Source organism: Allopontixanthobacter sp., assembly GCF_034376665.1.
In the GTDB taxonomy this organism is placed as follows: Bacteria; Pseudomonadota; Alphaproteobacteria; order Sphingomonadales; family Sphingomonadaceae; genus Allopontixanthobacter.
In genome coordinates, this window is record NZ_JAXMJI010000095.1 from 1 (window position 1) to 16,707 (window position 16,707).

The window sequence follows — 16,707 nt, forward strand, 5'->3', positions numbered from 1 at the left end:
GAGTATGCCTCTCTGCGGGCTGATCTTGTGGTTGCCGAGCAGCAAGCCAAGGAAGATGCGATCCGGTCCGCCGGGGTGCTCGATTACTGGAGCGGCAAGGGCGAAATCGGCGCATTCCGGGCGACGGGCAACAGCAGCAACACCGGGGTCACCGCAGGGCTGAATCTGCAAAGAACCGGGATCGACTGGCGGCACAAATTCCGTGCCAACGTGAATTACCAGCGCACCAACGGAGTGACCAGCCGGGAACAGTATCTTGCGGCCTACGAGCCGAATTACTCGCTGTCCGACCAGATATATCTCTACGGTCTGACACAGTACGAAAGCGACCGGTTCCAGGGCTATTCCTCTCGCTACTCCTTTTCCGGAGGCGCCGGATACAGGGTCATCGACCGGGAAGGCGCCAATCTGTCGGTCAACGCCGGGCCCGCCTATCGCAACACCGAATTCCTGGCGGGAACGAGCGATAGCGATCTTGCCGCGCTGGCCGCAGTGGATCTCAATTTAAGCCTGACGGACCGGATCAAGCTGACCGAAGACGCCAGCGTCTATTACCAGACGGGCAACAGCACGTATATTTCCTCAACCGGGCTTGAGGCGGCTCTGGGCAGCGGCCTGGCCGCACGGCTTTCCTACAAGGTCGAGCATGACAGCAACCCGCCGATCAACGCAGTGCAAACGGACACCCACAGCCGGTTCACCCTGGTTTACGGGTTCTGATCACCGCTAGCGCGGCACGGCGAACCAGATGGTGTGGCGCGGCCCCTTGTTGCCGGGCCGGGCGCGGACTTCGCGCACTTCGACGTCGAAGCCGCAGGATTCGATCTTTCGGGTGAATTTGTGGTCCGGCGCGGCGGACCAGATTGCCAGCACGCCGCCCTTTGTCAGGGCACGGCGCGCAAAGCGCAGGCCCTCGCGCGAATACAGCCGGTTGTTGGCTTCCCGCACCAGCCCGTCGGGGCCATTATCGACATCCAGCAGAATCGCATCGACCGGCTCCCCGCCTTCGGCGATCTGTTCGATCGCATCGCCGACATCGCCCATCCGCAAGCTGACCCGCGGATCGGACAGGCAGTCGGCCGTCAGTTGCGCCATTGGTCCATGCGCCCATTCGATGATCTCCGGCACCAGTTCCACCACGGTGGCATGGCCCTTCACGCCGATCCGCTGCAATGCGGCGCGCAAGGTGAAGCCCATCCCGTAGCCGCCGATCAGGATATGCGGCGCGGAATTGGACAGCCGATCGATCGTCAGATCGGCAAGCTGCTCTTCGGAAAACTGCATCCGGGTGCTCATCAGCTCGTTGCGGCCCAGCCCGATGATGAAATCGCGGCCGTGCCTGTAAAGCCTTAGCTCTTCGCCGCCGGGAACCTGAGCTGAGCCGAGTAATTCGCGTGCAATCATGATCTATACAATCTCGTCTTCGTCAAACAGAGGGTCGGACAGCGCGGCTTCCTCGATCGCGCTCAGGCGCCGGTGAGCGGTGCCGGGAACTTCAACTTCAGCAACATGGATCAGCGCATCGCCCTGATTGACGACCGGCAGATTGCTGCGCCCGATGATCAGCCCGCCGATGGGGGTGCGGACCTCGATATCCCGGTCGCCAAAGGGATCCGACAGATAGCCGAGGATTTCTTCGTCCACCGCGAAGGATCCGACCTGCTTCACAGCGCGAAAAATCCCCCCCTCCGGCGCGCGCAGCCACATGGTGCGCTTACTCTGGATCGATCGTGCCGCTGCCTTGCGGGGTTCGGGCATCCCCATCCCCATTTGCGACATCACCCGCAGGATGCCGCTGACACCGACGCGGATGCCAAACTCGTCGAAGCGCAGGGCCTCACCCGCTTCCAGTAGCAGCACATCGCATCCCAGATTGGCGGCCGTCTGGCGCAGCGAACCCTCGCGCAGTTTCGATACGATCACGGCAGGAGCGCCGAAAATCTGGGCCATTCGCTCGGCTTCGGGCCGGCCTTCGCTGATGCGGATCTGCGGCAGGTTGACCCGGTGCATTCCGGCCGAATGCAGATCGACGCCGAAATCGCTGCGGGCAATGATTTCCCGGGTGAAGCGATCCGCCAATTGCGCCGCGAGAGAGCCCGAAACCGAACCCGGAAAGCTCCGGTTGAGATCGCGGCGGTCAGGAAGGTACCGCTGGTGTGCCACAAAGCCATAGGCGTTCACGATCGGAATGCACAACAGGGTCCCGGCCAGCCGCCTGGGATTCACCGACTTCAGCAGTCGCCGGATGATTTCCACGCCCATGATCTCATCGCCGTGGACACTGCCGCTGACGAACAGCACCGGTCCGGGGCGGCGACCATGCAACACGCGTACTCGCAGCCCCACATCGGTATCGGTCGACAGGCGGCTGACCGGGATATCGATTGTCTCGCTCGCACCTGGGGCGACCCGGTGGCCGGCAATGTCGAAATGCGTAACCGCGACGCCTTTGTCCAAATCTGCCCCCTTTTTGAAATGTGCGACGGACCCCAAGCCCGCATCCTGATCCCGGACATCTGCACTTCGGGCGGACAAAAGAAAAGGGCCGCGATCCAGCGAATACAAAAAGGCCGCAGGGATTTCTCCCTGCGGCCTTTGTTGCTTCGACGCGGAACGGGGTTAGTCGTCCTTGAGGAAGTCCGGCATGTGGTTCGAGCTGCCGCCTTCGCTGGAAGGAGCCCGGTCACCGTCCGAGCGGCTTCCACCGCCGCGTGGACCCCGATCACGGCCACCATCACGGCCCCCGTCACGTCCACCGCCGCCACCGCGACGTGGACCGCGATCGCCGCGGGGACCACGGTCACCGCCGCCGCCTTCACGCTTTTCGCGCGGTGGGCGGGTGTCTTCCAGTTCTTCGCCGGTTTCCTGATCAACGACCCGCATTGACAGGCGAACCTTGCCGCGCTGGTCGATCTCGAGGACCTTGACCTTGACTTCCTGTCCTTCGGACACGACGTCGGTCGGCTTTTCGACCCGCTCGTTCCTCATTTCGGACACATGGACGGGACCGTCCTTGCCGCCCATGAAGTTCACGAAAGCGCCGAAATCGACAATGTTGACGACCTTGCCGTCATAGACCTTGCCGACTTCTGCTTCTTCCACGATCCCGGAAATCCACTTGCGCGCGGCTTCGATCTGGCTGAGATCGGACGAGGAGATCTTGATCAGACCTTCGTCATCGATGTCCACCTTGGCACCGGTTTCCGCAACGATTTCACGGATAACCTTGCCGCCTGTGCCGATGATGTCGCGGATCTTCGACTTGTCGATCTGCATCGTTTCGATACGCGGTGCGTGGGCCGAAAGTTCGGTCCGTGCGCCGGTCAGTGCCTTGGCCATCTCACCCAGGATATGGGCGCGTCCGGCCTTCGCCTGCGCCAGCGCCTGGGTCATGATTTCCTGGGTTATCCCGGCAACCTTGATGTCCATCTGCATGGTGGTGATACCTTCTTCGGTACCGGCCACCTTGAAGTCCATGTCACCCAGGTGATCTTCATCACCCAGGATGTCGGACAGCACGGTGAAATCGTCACCTTCGAGGATCAGGCCCATCGCGATACCCGAAACGGGGCGCGTAACGGGAACACCGGCATCCATCATCGACAGACAGCCGCCGCAGATCGTCGCCATCGAGGACGAGCCGTTGGACTCGGTGATGTCCGACAACACGCGGATGGTGTAGGGGAAATCTTCCTTGGCAGGCAGCACCGCACGCAATGCGCGCCATGCCAGCTTGCCGTGGCCGATATCGCGGCGGCTCGGTGCGCCGAAACGGCCCACTTCGCCCACCGAATAGGGCGGGAAGTTATAATGCAGCATGAAGTTCGAATAGGACAGGCCTTCCAGCCCGTCGATCATCTGCTCGCTGTCCTTGGTGCCCAGCGTGGTGGTGCAGATTGCCTGCGTTTCCCCGCGGGTGAACAGCGAAGAACCATGCGCGCGAGGCAGGAAGCCCACGATGGCTTCGATCTGCCGCACTTCGTCGGTCTTGCGTCCATCGATGCGGGTGCCGTCCTTGAGGATGGCGCCGCGGACGATTTCGGCTTCCAGCTTCTTGACCACCTTGCCGGCTGCCATCTGGGTCTGACCGTCCGCATCGGCAAAGGCTTCCTTGGCCTTGGCCCGGACAGCATTGAGTGCATCGGAACGCTGCGACTTGTCGGTCAGCTTGTAAGCTGCGGCGATATCGCCGCCGACTATGCCGGCCAACTTGTCCTTGATCGCCGAAGTGTCCGAAACGGCAATTTCCCAAGGTTCCTTGGCAGCCTGTTCAGCCAGGTCGATAATCAGGTTCACAACCTTCTTGATCTCGTCATGCGCAAACATGACGCCGCCAAGCATGATTTCTTCCGAAAGTTCCTTCGCTTCGGATTCGACCATCATCACGGCGTTGCCAGTGGCAGCCACGATTAGGTCGAGTGCGCCGGCAGCGGCGTCGCTCTGGGCCGGGTTGAGGGTGTATTCACCGTCCACATAACCCACGCGGGCCGCGCCGATCGGACCCATGAATGGTACGCCCGAAATCGTCAGCGCCGCAGACGCTGCAATCATCGCGACGATATCCGGCTCAGTCTCGCCGTCATACGACAGGACCTGCGCAATCACGTTGATTTCGTTGTAGAAACCTTCAGGGAACAGCGGGCGTACCGGGCGATCGATCAGGCGGCTGGTCAGCGTTTCCTTTTCGGTCGCGCCGCGCTCACGCTTGAAGAAGCCGCCGGGAATGCGGCCTGCGGAGGAGAATTTTTCCTGGTAGTGGACGGTAAGGGGGAAGAAATCCTGCCCTTCCTTCACACCCTTGGCGGCGGTCACGGCGCACAGCACCACGGTTTCGCCATAGGTTGCCAGCACCGCGCCATCGGCTTGACGGGCAATGCGGCCGGTTTCGAGGGTGAGGGTTTTGCCGCCCCATTCCATCGATACGGTTTTTGTGTCGAACATGTATTTTCCTTCTGAACCCGCCAGCCATATTGCTGCGCGGGGCCTTCTTGTTTCCGGGGGTTCCGTCCCGGACCGGTGCGGGGCTGTTTGCGCCCCTTTGGTCAGACTGCCGAATTGCAGCATCAACCTGTATTCACCCATTTTGCGCCCCCGCGAAGGCGGGGGTCCAGTTTGGCAGGGTGGCTCTTGGCCTCACCAGGCCCCCGCCTGCGCGGGGGAGCGGATAGTGAAGCGGCCCCGAATTGCTTCGGAGCCGCTCCATGAAAACTCTTACTTCCGCAGACCCAGTTTCTGGATCAGGGCGTTGTACCGCTCCACATTGATCTTTTTCAGATATGCCAGCAGGCTGCGGCGCTTGTTGACCATCATCAGCAAACCGCGGCGGGAATGGTTATCCTTGTGGTTCGCCTTGAAATGTTCGGTCAGATTGCGGATGCGTTCAGTCAGGATCGCGACCTGGACTTCCGGAGAACCGGTGTCGCCTTCGGCCTGTGCGTGGTCCTTGATAATCTCTTGCTTGCGCGTCGCTGTTACAGTCATTCAGTTCACTCCGCGACATCGGGAAAGTTGAAACCCCTGACGACTTTCGCCGTCCCGCCGGAAATTTCCATCAACGCAACCGGCACATCATCGTGCGTGGCAAGATAGAGCCCGTCGGATTGGGGCAGCCCGGTAAGAACGCGGCCCTGGCGGACCGCTTCTGCCGTGTCGGGCCCGAGGATAAGAGCCGGGATGTCGTCCAGCCCTGCCTCCAGCGGCAGAATTACGTCTTCAAGTCGCGCGCCCTTACCGATTTCGTTCAATCTGTCCAGCGAAATCGCCTGCGTTTCGTCAAACGGACCAGCCTTGATCCGGCGTAGATAGGTCACATGGCCGACTGTGCCGAGCGCATGGGCAATGTCGCGCGCCAGAGAGCGGATATAGGTGCCCTTGCTAACATGCGCCACCAGAGTCACCGCATCGGCCATTTCGAGCGGCGCGGCGGGATTGTAGGGATCCGGACGCCCGGCGGTCAGCGAAAAAGTGGAATCAGGCAATTCACCCGCCTCATAGGTCGACAAGGTTTGCAGCGAATGGATCGTCACCGCGCGCGTTTTCAGTTCCACATCCTCGCCGGCCCGCGCCAGATCATAGGCGCGCTTGCCGTCCACCTTCAGCGCGGAATAGGCTGGCGGAACCTGCTCGATGTCCCCGGTGAAATGTTCCAGGATCGCCGCCACCGCCGCCATCGGCGGCCGGCGGTTGCTCGTCCTCACCACCGCGCCTTCGGTATCGAGAGTATCAGTCTCCTCGCCGAATTGCAGGGTGAACTCGTATATCTTGCTGGCGTCGAGCATCCGCCCGGCCAGCTTGGTCGCCTCGCCCAAGGCAATCGGCAACACTCCCTCCGCCAGCGGATCGAGCGTTCCGCCATGGCCGGCCTTGACCTTGGCATAACCCGCCTCACGCAGATTGCGCTTCACCGCCGCAACCGCCTGCGTTGATCCCAGCCCGCGCGGCTTGTCGAGGATGATCCATCCATGCGGCACGATCACGCTCCCGATACCGCGTCTGCCAGACCAAGGTACTTGCCCAGTATCCAGTTGACCGGCGGCCCGATGGTGTTTTCCAGCACACCCAGCTGCGGCGCAAACCAGGTGAGCGCGATCAGCCCGAAAAACAGCAGCATCCCGAACGGGCGCAGCTTCTCGTAATGATGGACCCACCGGCGCGGCATCGCCCCTTCGACGATATGCGATCCGTCGAACGGGGGGATCGGCAGCAGGTTGAACATCCCGATAAAGACGTTGATCAACAGGAAATAGAACAGACCAGTCACGAGCGGCAGGACATCGCCCGCGGGGCCCACGATGGTAGACATTCCCGTTTCGCCAAAGGAAATCTGCGCGCCGAGCGGAGCCGCCATCCCGAACGCGACTGCTGCGATGGCAGCCAGCGCAAAGTTCGTTCCCGGCCCCGCCGCCGCAACGGCCATCATGCCGAACCGCGGGTTGGACAGCCGCCGCTGCATCACCGGCACCGGCTTGGCCCAGCCGAATATCGGCCCGCCGACCAGCGCGAGAAAGCCCGGCACCAGCAGGGTTCCCACCGGATCGACATGGCGCAGCGGGTTGAGCGTCAGCCGTCCCTGCTCCTTCGCTGTCGGATCGCCCAGCGCCAGCGCGGACCAGCCATGCGCCACTTCGTGGAACACGATTGCAATGATGAGCGCCGGAATCAGGATCGCGGCGATCAGGATGGTGTCTGTCATGGCGGGTAGATAGGGGGCGTGAGGCCGCTCAACCAGCCCATTCGTCGCGCAGCAGGCCGAATACTGCCGTATCGCGAATATATCCGGTCCAGGTGACGCGATTTCGCCGCAGCGTGCCTTCCCTGACCGCTCCCAATTTGGCGACCGCCGCCATGGACCGGATGTTGCGCGTATCGACCCGAAATTCGATCCGGTTGAAACCATGGGCAAAGGCGTGCTCGATCAGCAATTTCTTCATCTGGCGGTTGAACCCGGTTCCGCGCACGGAGGGGGAGATGTAGGTTCCGCCAATTTCCACCGCGCCGAACCGATCGGGATTGATGTAATTGGTCATGCCGACCACCCGGCCCCGCTCCATGTCGATCACCGCAAAGCGGACCCAGTTGGCAAAACCGTGAAACTCGGCCATTGCCTGATCGAACCCCTCACCCAGCATATTGACCGGGTAGATCTGCCAGATGTCGGGATCTTCCGCGCAGGCAGCACGCAGCGGTTCAAGGTGATGTGCGGCCAATGGTTCCAGCCGGACTGGGTTGTCTTCCAGAACAGTCGATAAATCAGCCACCCAGAGCCTCGCTGAAATGTTTGCGGCACAAGGCAACATAGCGGTCGTTGCCGCCGATTTCCGTCTGCGCTCCCGCTTTCACCGCCGCGCCGCTGGCATCGACCCGCAAATTCATGCTGGCCTTCCTGCCGCAGTGGCAGACCGCCTTCAGTTCGACCAGCGTATCGGCAATGCCGAGCAGCGCAGCGGAGCCGGGGAACAATTCGCCCTGGAAATCAGTGCGCAGGCCATAGCAGATCACCGGGATGCCCGCTTGATCAGCCAGCCGTGCCAATTGCCACACCTGGTCCTTGGTCAGGAACTGCGCTTCGTCCACCAGGACACAGGCCAGCGGCTCCACCGCATGGGCCGCGCTTACGCGCTCGAACAAATTGGTGTCCTCACCGAAGCGGTGCGCATCGGCACCGAGGCCGATCCGGCTTTCGATCGCCTGTTCTTCCGCCCGGTTATCCAGCTTCGCGGTCCACAGCATCGTCGCCATCCCCCGCTCGCGGTAGTTGAAATCCGCCTGCAACAGAGTGGTTGATTTACCCGCGTTCATCGACGCATAGTAGAAGTAGAGTTTGGCCATGATCGGCAGAGCCTTAGCGTGTCCGGGAGGGACTGCGAAGGTGCAAGCCGAATTTGCGGGGGATTTTCATGAGCGAAGCGGCAGCGGGAACGGTCGGTGGCCAAAAGGGCATTCTTGGGTGGATCGAACGGACCGGAAACAGACTGCCCGATCCGGTGTTCCTGTTCTTCTGGCTGATCGCCGGACTGATCGCCATCTCCATCATTGCCTCGCTCGCGGGATGGTCTGCCGTCCACCCGACCGAAATTGACGAAGCGACGGGCGTTGCCACGGTAATTACGGCCGCCAGTCTGTTTTCAGCGGAGAATATTCAGCGGCTGTGGGTCGAAATGCCCCGGACGTTCACCCACTTTCATCCTCTCGGCTATGTCCTGGTGGTGATGCTGGGCGCAGGCGTGGCAGAACGCGCCGGCCTGTTCGGCACCGCCATGCGCGCCGGCGTGCGGGGGGCCCGCGTGGGTCTTCTGACGCCGATCGTGGTGCTGGTCGGGATGATGGGTAATCTGGCAGCCGATGCCGCCTATGTCGTGCTGATCCCGCTAGCGGGAATAATCTTCCATGCTGCCGGGCGGCATCCGATCGCCGGGATCGCGGCCAGTTTCGCCGGGGTTTCCGGCGGATTTTCCGCCAATCTGCTCCCCGGCCAGCTTGATGCGCTGTTGTTCGGCATTACCGAAGCCGCGGTCGAGACTGTCTTCGGTGATTTCACCGCGAATATTGCCGGAAACTGGTATTTCATCGCTGCGATGGTCTTCGTTTTCCTGCCGGTGATCTGGTTCGTGACCGATCGGATGATCGAGCCGCGGCTGGGCAAATGGAACCCTGCGATGGCCGGTTCCGCTGCCCCTGAAGAGGCCAGCGACCGTGATCTGACTGCCGAAGAACGCAAGGGTCTCAAGCGGGCCGGTCTCGCCGCATTATTTGTGATCGGACTTTGGCTCGCCTTTACCCTCGGTCCGGGCACGCCGCTGATCGACGAGGAGGCCACGCCAGAAGCGCGGTTGACCCCCTTCTATCAGTCGCTGGTAGCGGGCTTCTTCCTGCTTTTCCTGCTGAGCGGGTGGGCGTACGGCAAGGCTGCGGGCACGATCAGCGATCATCGCGGCCTGGTCAAAATGATGAGCGAGAGCATGGCGGACCTCGCCTATTATCTCGTGCTCGCGTTCGCGGCCGCGCATTTCGTGGCGATGTTCGCCTGGTCCAATCTCGGGCTGATTCTGGCGGTTCACGGCGCGGATGCCTTGAGCGCGTCGGGCCTGCCCGCATGGGCGCTGCTGGGCGCGATTGTCCTGCTGTCCGCCTTGCTCAACCTGTTCATCGGTTCGGCAAGCGCAAAATGGGCGCTGCTCGCCCCGGTCATGGTGCCGATGCTGATGCTGCTGGGTGTCAGCCCCGAGATGAGCACCGCCGCCTACCGCGTGGGCGACAGCGCGACCAACATCATCACCCCGCTGATGGTCTATTTCCCGCTGATCCTGATTTTCTGCCAGCGGTGGCAGAAGGATTTCGGATTGGGCAGCCTGGCCGCCACCATGCTTCCCTATTCGATCGGCCTGATGGTCGTCGGGGTTACGCTGGTGATCGGCTGGGTTGCGCTCGATTTGCCACTGGGGCCGGGTGCATCGGTGTTCATGGAGATCCCCGGGCATGTGACCAGCCCGGTAGCGGCGGCACCCGCAAGCTAGGCGTCGTCGGCACCCAGATCGCGCACGACCTTCGGATCGTTCAACAGACGTTCGATCCGTTCGGCCTCGTCAAAGCTTTCGTCCCCGCGGAAGTTCAGTTTCGGCGCAAATTTCAGGCCCAGACGCTTGGCCACTTCGCGCTGGAAATATGCGGTGTTGACGCGCAGCGCCTTGATCACGACTGCTTCGTCCTCGCCCAGCAGGGGCTTCACATAGACCGCCGCGTTGCGCAGATCGGGGCTCATGCGCACCTCCGTAACGGAAACGGAATGGGCGGTGAGCGTGTCATCATGCACTTCCTGCCGGCTGAGCAGTTCGGACAGGATATGCCGCACCCGTTCGCCCACTTTCAGGACGCGGACCGATTGCTGTTCGGGGGTGAATTGCTGTCTAGCCATCGCTTGAGTCCATCTTGTCCGCAATCCGCTTGAGGGAGCGCAAATTGCGCGCCGTTCCGCGGGTGCCCAGTTTGCGTTCGATAAAGGGCGCGGTCAATTTGCTGTCGGCAACGCCTTGGCCAAAATCGATATGCAAAGCGCCGGTTCCGGCCGCGAGGCGTTCCCCGCCCCGCCCCGTTCCCGTGGTCCCGACGAAACTGGTGATCAGATCGTCAAACTGTTCTGCTGTGGGTTGGTGTTCGAGCCAGTGAACGTGGACGAATTTGTCGTCATTCTCGCCGTGAAACGGATTCTCCGCAATCGCCGCGAGAACTTCATCCCGGCTGCGCACGACCACCACGGAATTGATATCGAATTCCTCTTTCAGAATGAAAGCGATCTTCTGTGACAATCCGGGAGTCGGGCGTTCATCATGCCGGAACAGCACATTGCCGCTGGCAATGACGGTTTCGACATCCTCGAAATCCTCATATTTCAGAGCATTCCGAAGGTCCTCCATCATCAACCGGTTACCGCCGACATTGATGGAACCGAGAAAGGCGACGTATTGGTTCATCCGACTCCGGCACCCCAAAGGAGAAATAGCCCAAACACTGCGGCGGTCAGCGCGAACGGCAGCAGAATTAGGCCAACAACCAGACGCGCCCACCTGTTCGGCCTATATGCCTCCGCTATCTTGCAGCCCTACAGAACCCGTTCACGCTCCTCGACTTCGAACACTTCGAGCATATCACCCGGCTTGATGTCGTTGGTGTCTTCCAGGACCACGCCGCATTCCAGACCGGTGCGGACTTCGTCCACATCGTCCTTGAAGCGCCGCAAGCTGGCGATGGTCGTGGCGGACACGATAACATCCTCGCGCGTGAGGCGTGCGTGCAGCCCCTTGCGGATGACGCCTTCGGTAACCAGCAGGCCGGCTGCCTTGTCCTTCTTGCCGGACTTGAACACTTCCTTGACCTCGGCCCGGCCGACCACGTGTTCGATCTTCTCGGGACCGAGTTCGCCGGCCATTTCCTTCGCGATTTCCTCGGTAAGGTGATAGATCACGTCGAAATATTTCATCTCGACGCGGTCCCGCGCAACCAGCGCACGGGCCTTGGGATTGGGCCGAACGCCGAAACCGATGATCGGTGCCTTTGATGCCGCCGCCAGAATTACGTCGCTTTCGGTGATCGCGCCGACCCCGGCGTGCAGGACACGCACCTTGATCAAATCGTTCGACAGGGCGTGAAGCGCGGTGTTGATCGCCTGCACCGAGCCCTGGACATCGGCTTTCACCACGACAGGAAATTCGACCACGTCGGTCTTCATGGAGGAGAACATCGCGTCGAAATTGGTCGGCGCGAGGGCGGTACGCGTTTCGGTCGCCTTTTCGCGGCGATATTGCGCCACTTCGCGGGCGCGCTGTTCGTTTTCCACCACCGTCAGCTGTTCACCGGCGTCCGGCACACCGCCAAGGCCGAGTACCTCGACCGGCATGGACGGACCAGCTTCCTTGATCTGCTTGCCCTGATCGTCGACGATAGCTCGGACCTTGCCGCTTTCGCTGCCGACCACGAAATTATCGCCTTTCTTGAGCGTACCGCGGGTAATCAGCACCGTCGCCACCGGGCCGCGGCCCTTGTCGAGCTGGGCTTCGATCACGATGGCTTCAGCCGGACGATCCGGACGCGCCTGCAATTCGAGCAGTTCCGCCTGCAGCGCAATCTTGTCGAGCAATCCGTCGAGGTTGGTCTTGTTCTTGGCCGAAATCTCGACATCCTGGACATCGCCCGACATTGCTTCGACCATCACATCGTGTTCGAGCAGCCGTTCGCGGATTTTCTGCGGGTTGGCTTCAGGTTTGTCGATCTTGTTGATCGCGACAATCATTGGCACACCCGCTGCCTGCGTGTGTTTGATCGCCTCGATCGTCTGCGGCATGATCCCGTCATCGGCCGCGACCACCAGCACCACGATATCGGTGACGTTGGCACCGCGCTGGCGCATTTCGGTGAAGGCCGCATGACCCGGCGTATCGAGGAAGGTGATCTTGTCACCGTTCTTGGTCGTGACCTGATACGACCCGATATGCTGGGTGATCCCGCCGGCTTCACCGCGCACTACATCGGTGCCGCGCAGGGCATCGAGCAGGCTGGTCTTGCCGTGATCGACATGGCCCATGATCGTCACCACAGGCGGGCGCGGACGCAGGGTTTCTGCCGGGTCGGAATCGACTTCCTTCTGGATGTCCACATCGCTGTCGGACACGCGCTGGATGGTGTGGCCGAATTCCTCGACCAGCAACTCCGCTGTATCCTGATCGATTGTCTGATTGACGGTGACCATCATGTCCATGTTGAACAGCGCCTTCACCAGATCGGCGCCCTTTTCGCCCATCCGCTTGGCCAGTTCCTGCACCGTGATAGCTTCCGGCACCACGACATCGCGGTACTGCTTCTCGCGCTGCTTGCGGGCTCCGCCGCCTTGAATGCGGCGCTCCTTCTCGCGCGCACGCTTGAGCGCGGCGAGCGAACGGGCGCGCGCGCCTTCATCATCGTTGAGCGCACGATTGACAGTCAGCTTGCCGCTGCGCCGACGGTCTTCCTCGGCTTTGCTGGTGCGCTTTTCTTCCTTCTTCTTCTTTTCCGGGCGCTTGGCTTCGGGGCGGGCGACCGGCGTGAAGCGGCGCGCGGCGGGTGCCGGCGTGGCTTCGGCGTCCATGATCGCCTCGACTTCGGCCTCCGCTTCGGGGTCCAGTTTCTTGGCCGCTTCTGCGGCAGGTGCAGTATCGGCTGGCGCGGATTTGGCCTCCGCTTCCGCAGGTTCGCCATCCTCAGCTTCGCGATTGGCTTCGGCGCGCTGCTTCTCGCCAGCGAGCGCCTTGGCCTTTTCCGCTTCCTCGCGGCGCCGTGCTTCCTCGGCGGAACGCAGGCGATCTTCCTCGGCCTCGCGCTGCAGACGGGCAACGCGTTCCTGCGCGGTTTCGTCCGAAGCCGGTGCCTTCCTTGCGGCGGGCTTCGGCGCAGGGGTTGGCGCGGGCGCACGCGCCGGGGCCGGCGTTGGCGCGGCAGACACTTCCTCGACCGGCGGAGCCTCACCCGGCTTCACCAGTTTGCGGCGACGCTTCACCTCGACCGTGACCTTGTTGGTCCGGCCGTGGCTGAAGGTCTGTTTGACCTCACCGGCATCGACCGCCCGCGAAAGGCCCAGAGGCTTGCGGGTGCGTGTCGGTTTGTCTTCAGTATCGCTCATAAAACCAGTCTATCCTTCAAAACTCAATTCGTCGCCCAAATGATCTGCAATGGGCGGATCATTGGTTTCGTTTTCAGCATCATGTCCGGCCTGCTCGGTTTCCCCGAGGCGCCCGATAAAATGCAGCAGTCGCGCCAGAACGGGTTCGATCCGTTCCGCCGAAGCCCTGTCGGCAAGCGCGAGATGGACGACATTGTCGCGGCCCAATGCCACAGACAGAGCCGCCCGGTCCAGTGGCAAGCGTATTCCTTGTGCTCCGGAGCCTTCAATATCCTGGCCCACGCGCCATGCCTGATCCAGTTTGCGGCTGCCATCCAGGCTGGCATCGCTGGCGTGCATCAACAGACCGACACGCCCGCGCCGGGCCTGTTCGGCAATCCGGTCCGAACCCAATATAAGCTTTCCCGCGCGCATTTCGAGACCGAGCCGGTCACACAAGAGCCGCCTCAGGCCGGTTTCGATGCGGTCGGGAAGATCGTCGGGCACTTCCAGGCGGGCACCCTTGAACGCCCGCGCCAGCGCGCCGCGCAGTTTGCCGCCGCCTTTGCCCGCGCCCATTGCCGCTTCGAGTTCGGTGCGCGACACGCCCAGCCACGCACCCCGCCCGGGTGCGCGCGCCAGAAGATCGGGCAGGACCTGCGCGGTTCCATCGGGGCCGTCAGGTGAAATCGCCAGGCGGATCAGGGTCCCCCGCGGGGCGACCTCACCGGTCAGGATGCACTTGCGTTCCGGACAGGATTCCCCGGCCGCGGAAGTGCGCGTCCGCGAAGGGTCGGCTTTGGCGGAATTTACGCGCTCATTGTGTGGAGTCCGCATCAGCGGCCTCCTGTGTGTCGGAAGCGGCTGCTGTAGCAGGCGCTTCATCTTCGAACCAATGCGCTCGCGCGGCCATGATGATCTCGTTGCCCTGTTCTTCGGTCAGGCCGAACACACCCAGCACGCCGCCCTTGTCTTCGGTGCGCTGCGGACGCTTCATCGGCGGGCCCTCGGCATTCGCGCGGCGGCGCGGGGCCTCGCGCTTCTTGGCGATCAGTTCGTCGGTTGCGAGATCGGCCAAATCGTCGAGCGTCTTGATCCCAGCCTTGCCCAGCACGACCAGCATCTGTTCGGTCAGATGCGGCATTTCGGCCAGATCATCCTCGACCCCCAGTTCGCGGCGTTCGGCGCGGGCGGTGTCCTCGTGCCGTTCCAGCGCTTCGGTCGCGCGGCTCTGCAGTTCTTCCGCCAGTTCCTCGTCGAAACCTTCGATGCTGGCGAGTTCCGCCAGTTCGACATAGGCAACTTCTTCCAGCTCGGCGAAACCTTCGGCAACCAGCAGCTGCGACAGGGTTTCGTCCACGTCGAGTTCTTCCTCGAACATCTTGGAGCGTTCCGCGAATTCGCGCTGGCGCTTCTCGCTCGCTTCTTCCTCGGTCATGATGTCAATCTGGTGACCGGTCAGCTGACTGGCGAGACGGACATTCTGACCGCGGCGACCGATCGCCAGGCTGAGCTGATCATCGGGGACAACCACTTCGATGCGGCCTTCTTCCTCGTCCAGCACGACGCGGCTGACGGTTGCAGGCTGCAAACCGTTGACCACGAAGGTCGCGGTGTCTTCGGACCAGGGGATGATGTCGATCTTCTCGCCCTGCAATTCCTGGACTACCGCCTGAACGCGGCTGCCCTTCATGCCGACGCAGGCACCGACCGGGTCGATGCTGCTGTCGTGACTGATCACGCCGATCTTGGCGCGGCTGCCCGGATCGCGAGCGGCGGCCTTGATTTCGATGATGCCGTCATAGATTTCGGGAACTTCCTGCGCAAACAGCTTCTTCATGAAATCGGGATGTGCGCGGGACAGGAAAATCTGCGGACCGCGGTTGTTGCGTTCCACCTTGGTAATCAGCGCCCGGACGCGTTCGCCCACGCGGGCAGCCTCGCGGGGGATCTGCTGGTCGCGGCGGATAACACCTTCGGCGCGGCCGAGGTTGACGATCACATGGCCGAATTCAACCGACTTGATAACCCCGGTGATGACTTCGTTCGCGCGGTCCTTGAATTCTTCGTACTGGCGTTCGCGCTCGGCATCGCGGACCTTCTGGAAGATCACCTGCTTGGCGCTCTGCGCGTCGATCCGGCCGAGGTCCACCGGAGGCAGCGGGTCGACAATGAAATCGCCGACAGCCGAACCCGGCTGCAGCTTTTCAGCCTGCTTCAGGTCCACCTGCTTGAAGTAATCCTCGACTTCCTCGACCACTTCCACGACGCGCCACAGGCGCAGATCGCCAGTGACCGGGTCAAGCTTGGCACGGATATCGTTTTCCGCGCCGTAGCGGTTGCGCGCACTTTTCTGGATCGCTTCTTCCATCGCTTCGATAACGATCGACTTGTCGATCATCTTCTCGGTAGCAACGGCGGTCGCAATTGCGAGTAGCTCTGCCTTGTTGGCGGAAATTGCACTGGCCATCAGTCGTCAGCCTTCTCTTCTTCTTCGAAAATCTCGTCGGCACCACTGGTGTCGATCGGTCTGGTTGCAGCGATCAGCGCGTCTGTAAGGACCAGCTTCGCCGAATGAATCATGTCGAGCGCCACGGAATGCCGCTTCGCCTGTTTATCGTCCACGGTCACCAGATCGCCTTCGATTCCGATCAGTGTACCACGAATATTGCGCTGCCCGTCAATCTTGTCGACCAGCGCCAGCTTGACTTCGTGCCCGGACCAATTGCCGAAATCCTTCGGCCGGGTAAGCGGGCGGTCGATGCCGGGGGAACTGACTTCGAGGTGGTAATTCCCCTCGACCAGTTCCTCGCCCGATTCTTCCAGTTCGTCGATCCTGGCGGACACCGCGCGCGACAGGGCGGCGCATTGTTCGATCAGCAGCTGCCCGGTGGCGGGATCTTCGGCCATGATCTGCAAGGCGCGCTCGCCGTCACCGGCTTCGGAGCCGGTCATGATCACGCGCACCAGATCAAACCCGAGCGCGGCCGCTTCGGGTTCGATAATCTGTGTCAGGCGTGCCAGATCGGCCATTGATGCTCCAATAGATCGACATATGCGGCAAAGCAGTTTCGCGCCGGCCC

General features: G+C 61.9%; 16 protein-coding genes. 2 read left to right on the plus strand and 14 right to left on the minus strand.

Annotation, left to right across the window (positions count from 1 at the left end; translation table 11 throughout):
- Positions 1 to 720: DUF481 domain-containing protein (locus U0988_RS10215; protein WP_322292519.1), on the plus strand; the 720-nt coding region annotated here is incomplete at its 5' end.
- Positions 721 to 726: 6 nt separating this feature from the next.
- Here U0988_RS10215 and U0988_RS10220 read toward each other — a convergent pair.
- From U0988_RS10220 to U0988_RS10255, 8 genes are all read right to left on the minus strand, one after another.
- Positions 727 to 1,404: a spermidine synthase gene (locus tag U0988_RS10220; protein ID WP_322292520.1), complete on the minus strand. Its 678-nt coding sequence runs from the start codon at positions 1,402 to 1,404 to the stop codon at positions 727 to 729.
- Positions 1,405 to 1,407: 3 nt separating this feature from the next.
- Complete coding sequence (locus U0988_RS10225; protein WP_322292521.1) at positions 1,408 to 2,457, minus strand: succinylglutamate desuccinylase/aspartoacylase family protein; 1,050 nt, start codon at positions 2,455 to 2,457, stop codon at positions 1,408 to 1,410.
- A gap of 162 nt (positions 2,458 to 2,619) precedes the next feature.
- Positions 2,620 to 4,941: a polyribonucleotide nucleotidyltransferase gene (gene pnp / locus U0988_RS10230; RefSeq protein ID WP_322292522.1), complete on the minus strand. Its 2,322-nt coding sequence runs from the start codon at positions 4,939 to 4,941 to the stop codon at positions 2,620 to 2,622.
- 270 nt (positions 4,942 to 5,211) lie between these two features.
- Positions 5,212 to 5,481: a 30S ribosomal protein S15 gene (rpsO, locus tag U0988_RS10235; protein WP_322292523.1), complete on the minus strand. Its 270-nt coding sequence runs from the start codon at positions 5,479 to 5,481 to the stop codon at positions 5,212 to 5,214.
- Positions 5,482 to 5,486: 5 nt separating this feature from the next.
- Positions 5,487 to 6,470, minus strand: a complete 984-nt coding sequence (truB, locus tag U0988_RS10240) for a tRNA pseudouridine(55) synthase TruB (protein ID WP_322292563.1) — start codon at positions 6,468 to 6,470, stop codon at positions 5,487 to 5,489.
- A 2-nt stretch (positions 6,471 to 6,472) separates the two neighbouring features.
- Complete coding sequence (locus U0988_RS10245) at positions 6,473 to 7,192, minus strand: site-2 protease family protein (RefSeq protein ID WP_322292524.1); 720 nt, start codon at positions 7,190 to 7,192, stop codon at positions 6,473 to 6,475.
- 28 nt (positions 7,193 to 7,220) lie between these two features.
- Complete coding sequence (locus U0988_RS10250) at positions 7,221 to 7,757, minus strand: GNAT family protein (RefSeq protein ID WP_322292525.1); 537 nt, start codon at positions 7,755 to 7,757, stop codon at positions 7,221 to 7,223.
- Positions 7,750 to 8,328 carry a thymidine kinase gene (locus U0988_RS10255; RefSeq protein ID WP_322292526.1) on the minus strand — a complete coding sequence of 193 codons (579 nt, stop codon included), beginning with the start codon at positions 8,326 to 8,328 and terminating at the stop codon, positions 7,750 to 7,752. Before U0988_RS10255 ends, U0988_RS10250 begins: the two co-directional genes overlap by 8 nt.
- A 68-nt stretch (positions 8,329 to 8,396) precedes the next feature.
- Between U0988_RS10255 and U0988_RS10260 the strand changes: the two genes are divergently transcribed.
- Positions 8,397 to 10,013, plus strand: coding sequence for an AbgT family transporter (locus U0988_RS10260; RefSeq protein ID WP_322292527.1), 1,617 nt, complete (start codon positions 8,397 to 8,399; stop codon positions 10,011 to 10,013).
- Here U0988_RS10260 and rbfA read toward each other — a convergent pair.
- The 6 genes from rbfA to rimP form a co-directional block, all read right to left on the minus strand.
- Entirely contained in the window at positions 10,010 to 10,411 is a 402-nt protein-coding gene (gene rbfA / locus U0988_RS10265) for a 30S ribosome-binding factor RbfA (RefSeq protein ID WP_322292528.1), read from the minus strand. The genes U0988_RS10260 and rbfA overlap by 4 nt on opposite strands.
- Positions 10,404 to 10,967, minus strand: coding sequence for a DUF1697 domain-containing protein (locus U0988_RS10270; RefSeq protein WP_322292529.1), 564 nt, complete (start codon positions 10,965 to 10,967; stop codon positions 10,404 to 10,406). Before U0988_RS10270 ends, rbfA begins: the two co-directional genes overlap by 8 nt.
- A gap of 128 nt (positions 10,968 to 11,095) precedes the next feature.
- On the minus strand, positions 11,096 to 13,645 hold the full coding sequence (gene infB, locus U0988_RS10275; protein WP_322292530.1) for a translation initiation factor IF-2: 2,550 nt from the start codon (positions 13,643 to 13,645) through the stop codon (positions 11,096 to 11,098).
- Between the two features lie 9 nt (positions 13,646 to 13,654).
- On the minus strand, positions 13,655 to 14,461 hold the full coding sequence (locus U0988_RS10280; RefSeq protein ID WP_322292531.1) for a DUF448 domain-containing protein: 807 nt from the start codon (positions 14,459 to 14,461) through the stop codon (positions 13,655 to 13,657).
- Positions 14,442 to 16,094, minus strand: coding sequence for a transcription termination factor NusA (gene nusA, locus U0988_RS10285; protein WP_322292532.1), 1,653 nt, complete (start codon positions 16,092 to 16,094; stop codon positions 14,442 to 14,444). Before nusA ends, U0988_RS10280 begins: the two co-directional genes overlap by 20 nt.
- Positions 16,094 to 16,657 (minus strand): ribosome maturation protein RimP, encoded by a 564-nt coding sequence (gene rimP / locus U0988_RS10290; RefSeq protein ID WP_322292533.1) that lies wholly within the window; start codon positions 16,655 to 16,657, stop codon positions 16,094 to 16,096. The genes nusA and rimP overlap by 1 nt, the downstream gene beginning before the upstream one ends.
- Between the last annotated feature and the right edge of the window lie 50 nt (positions 16,658 to 16,707).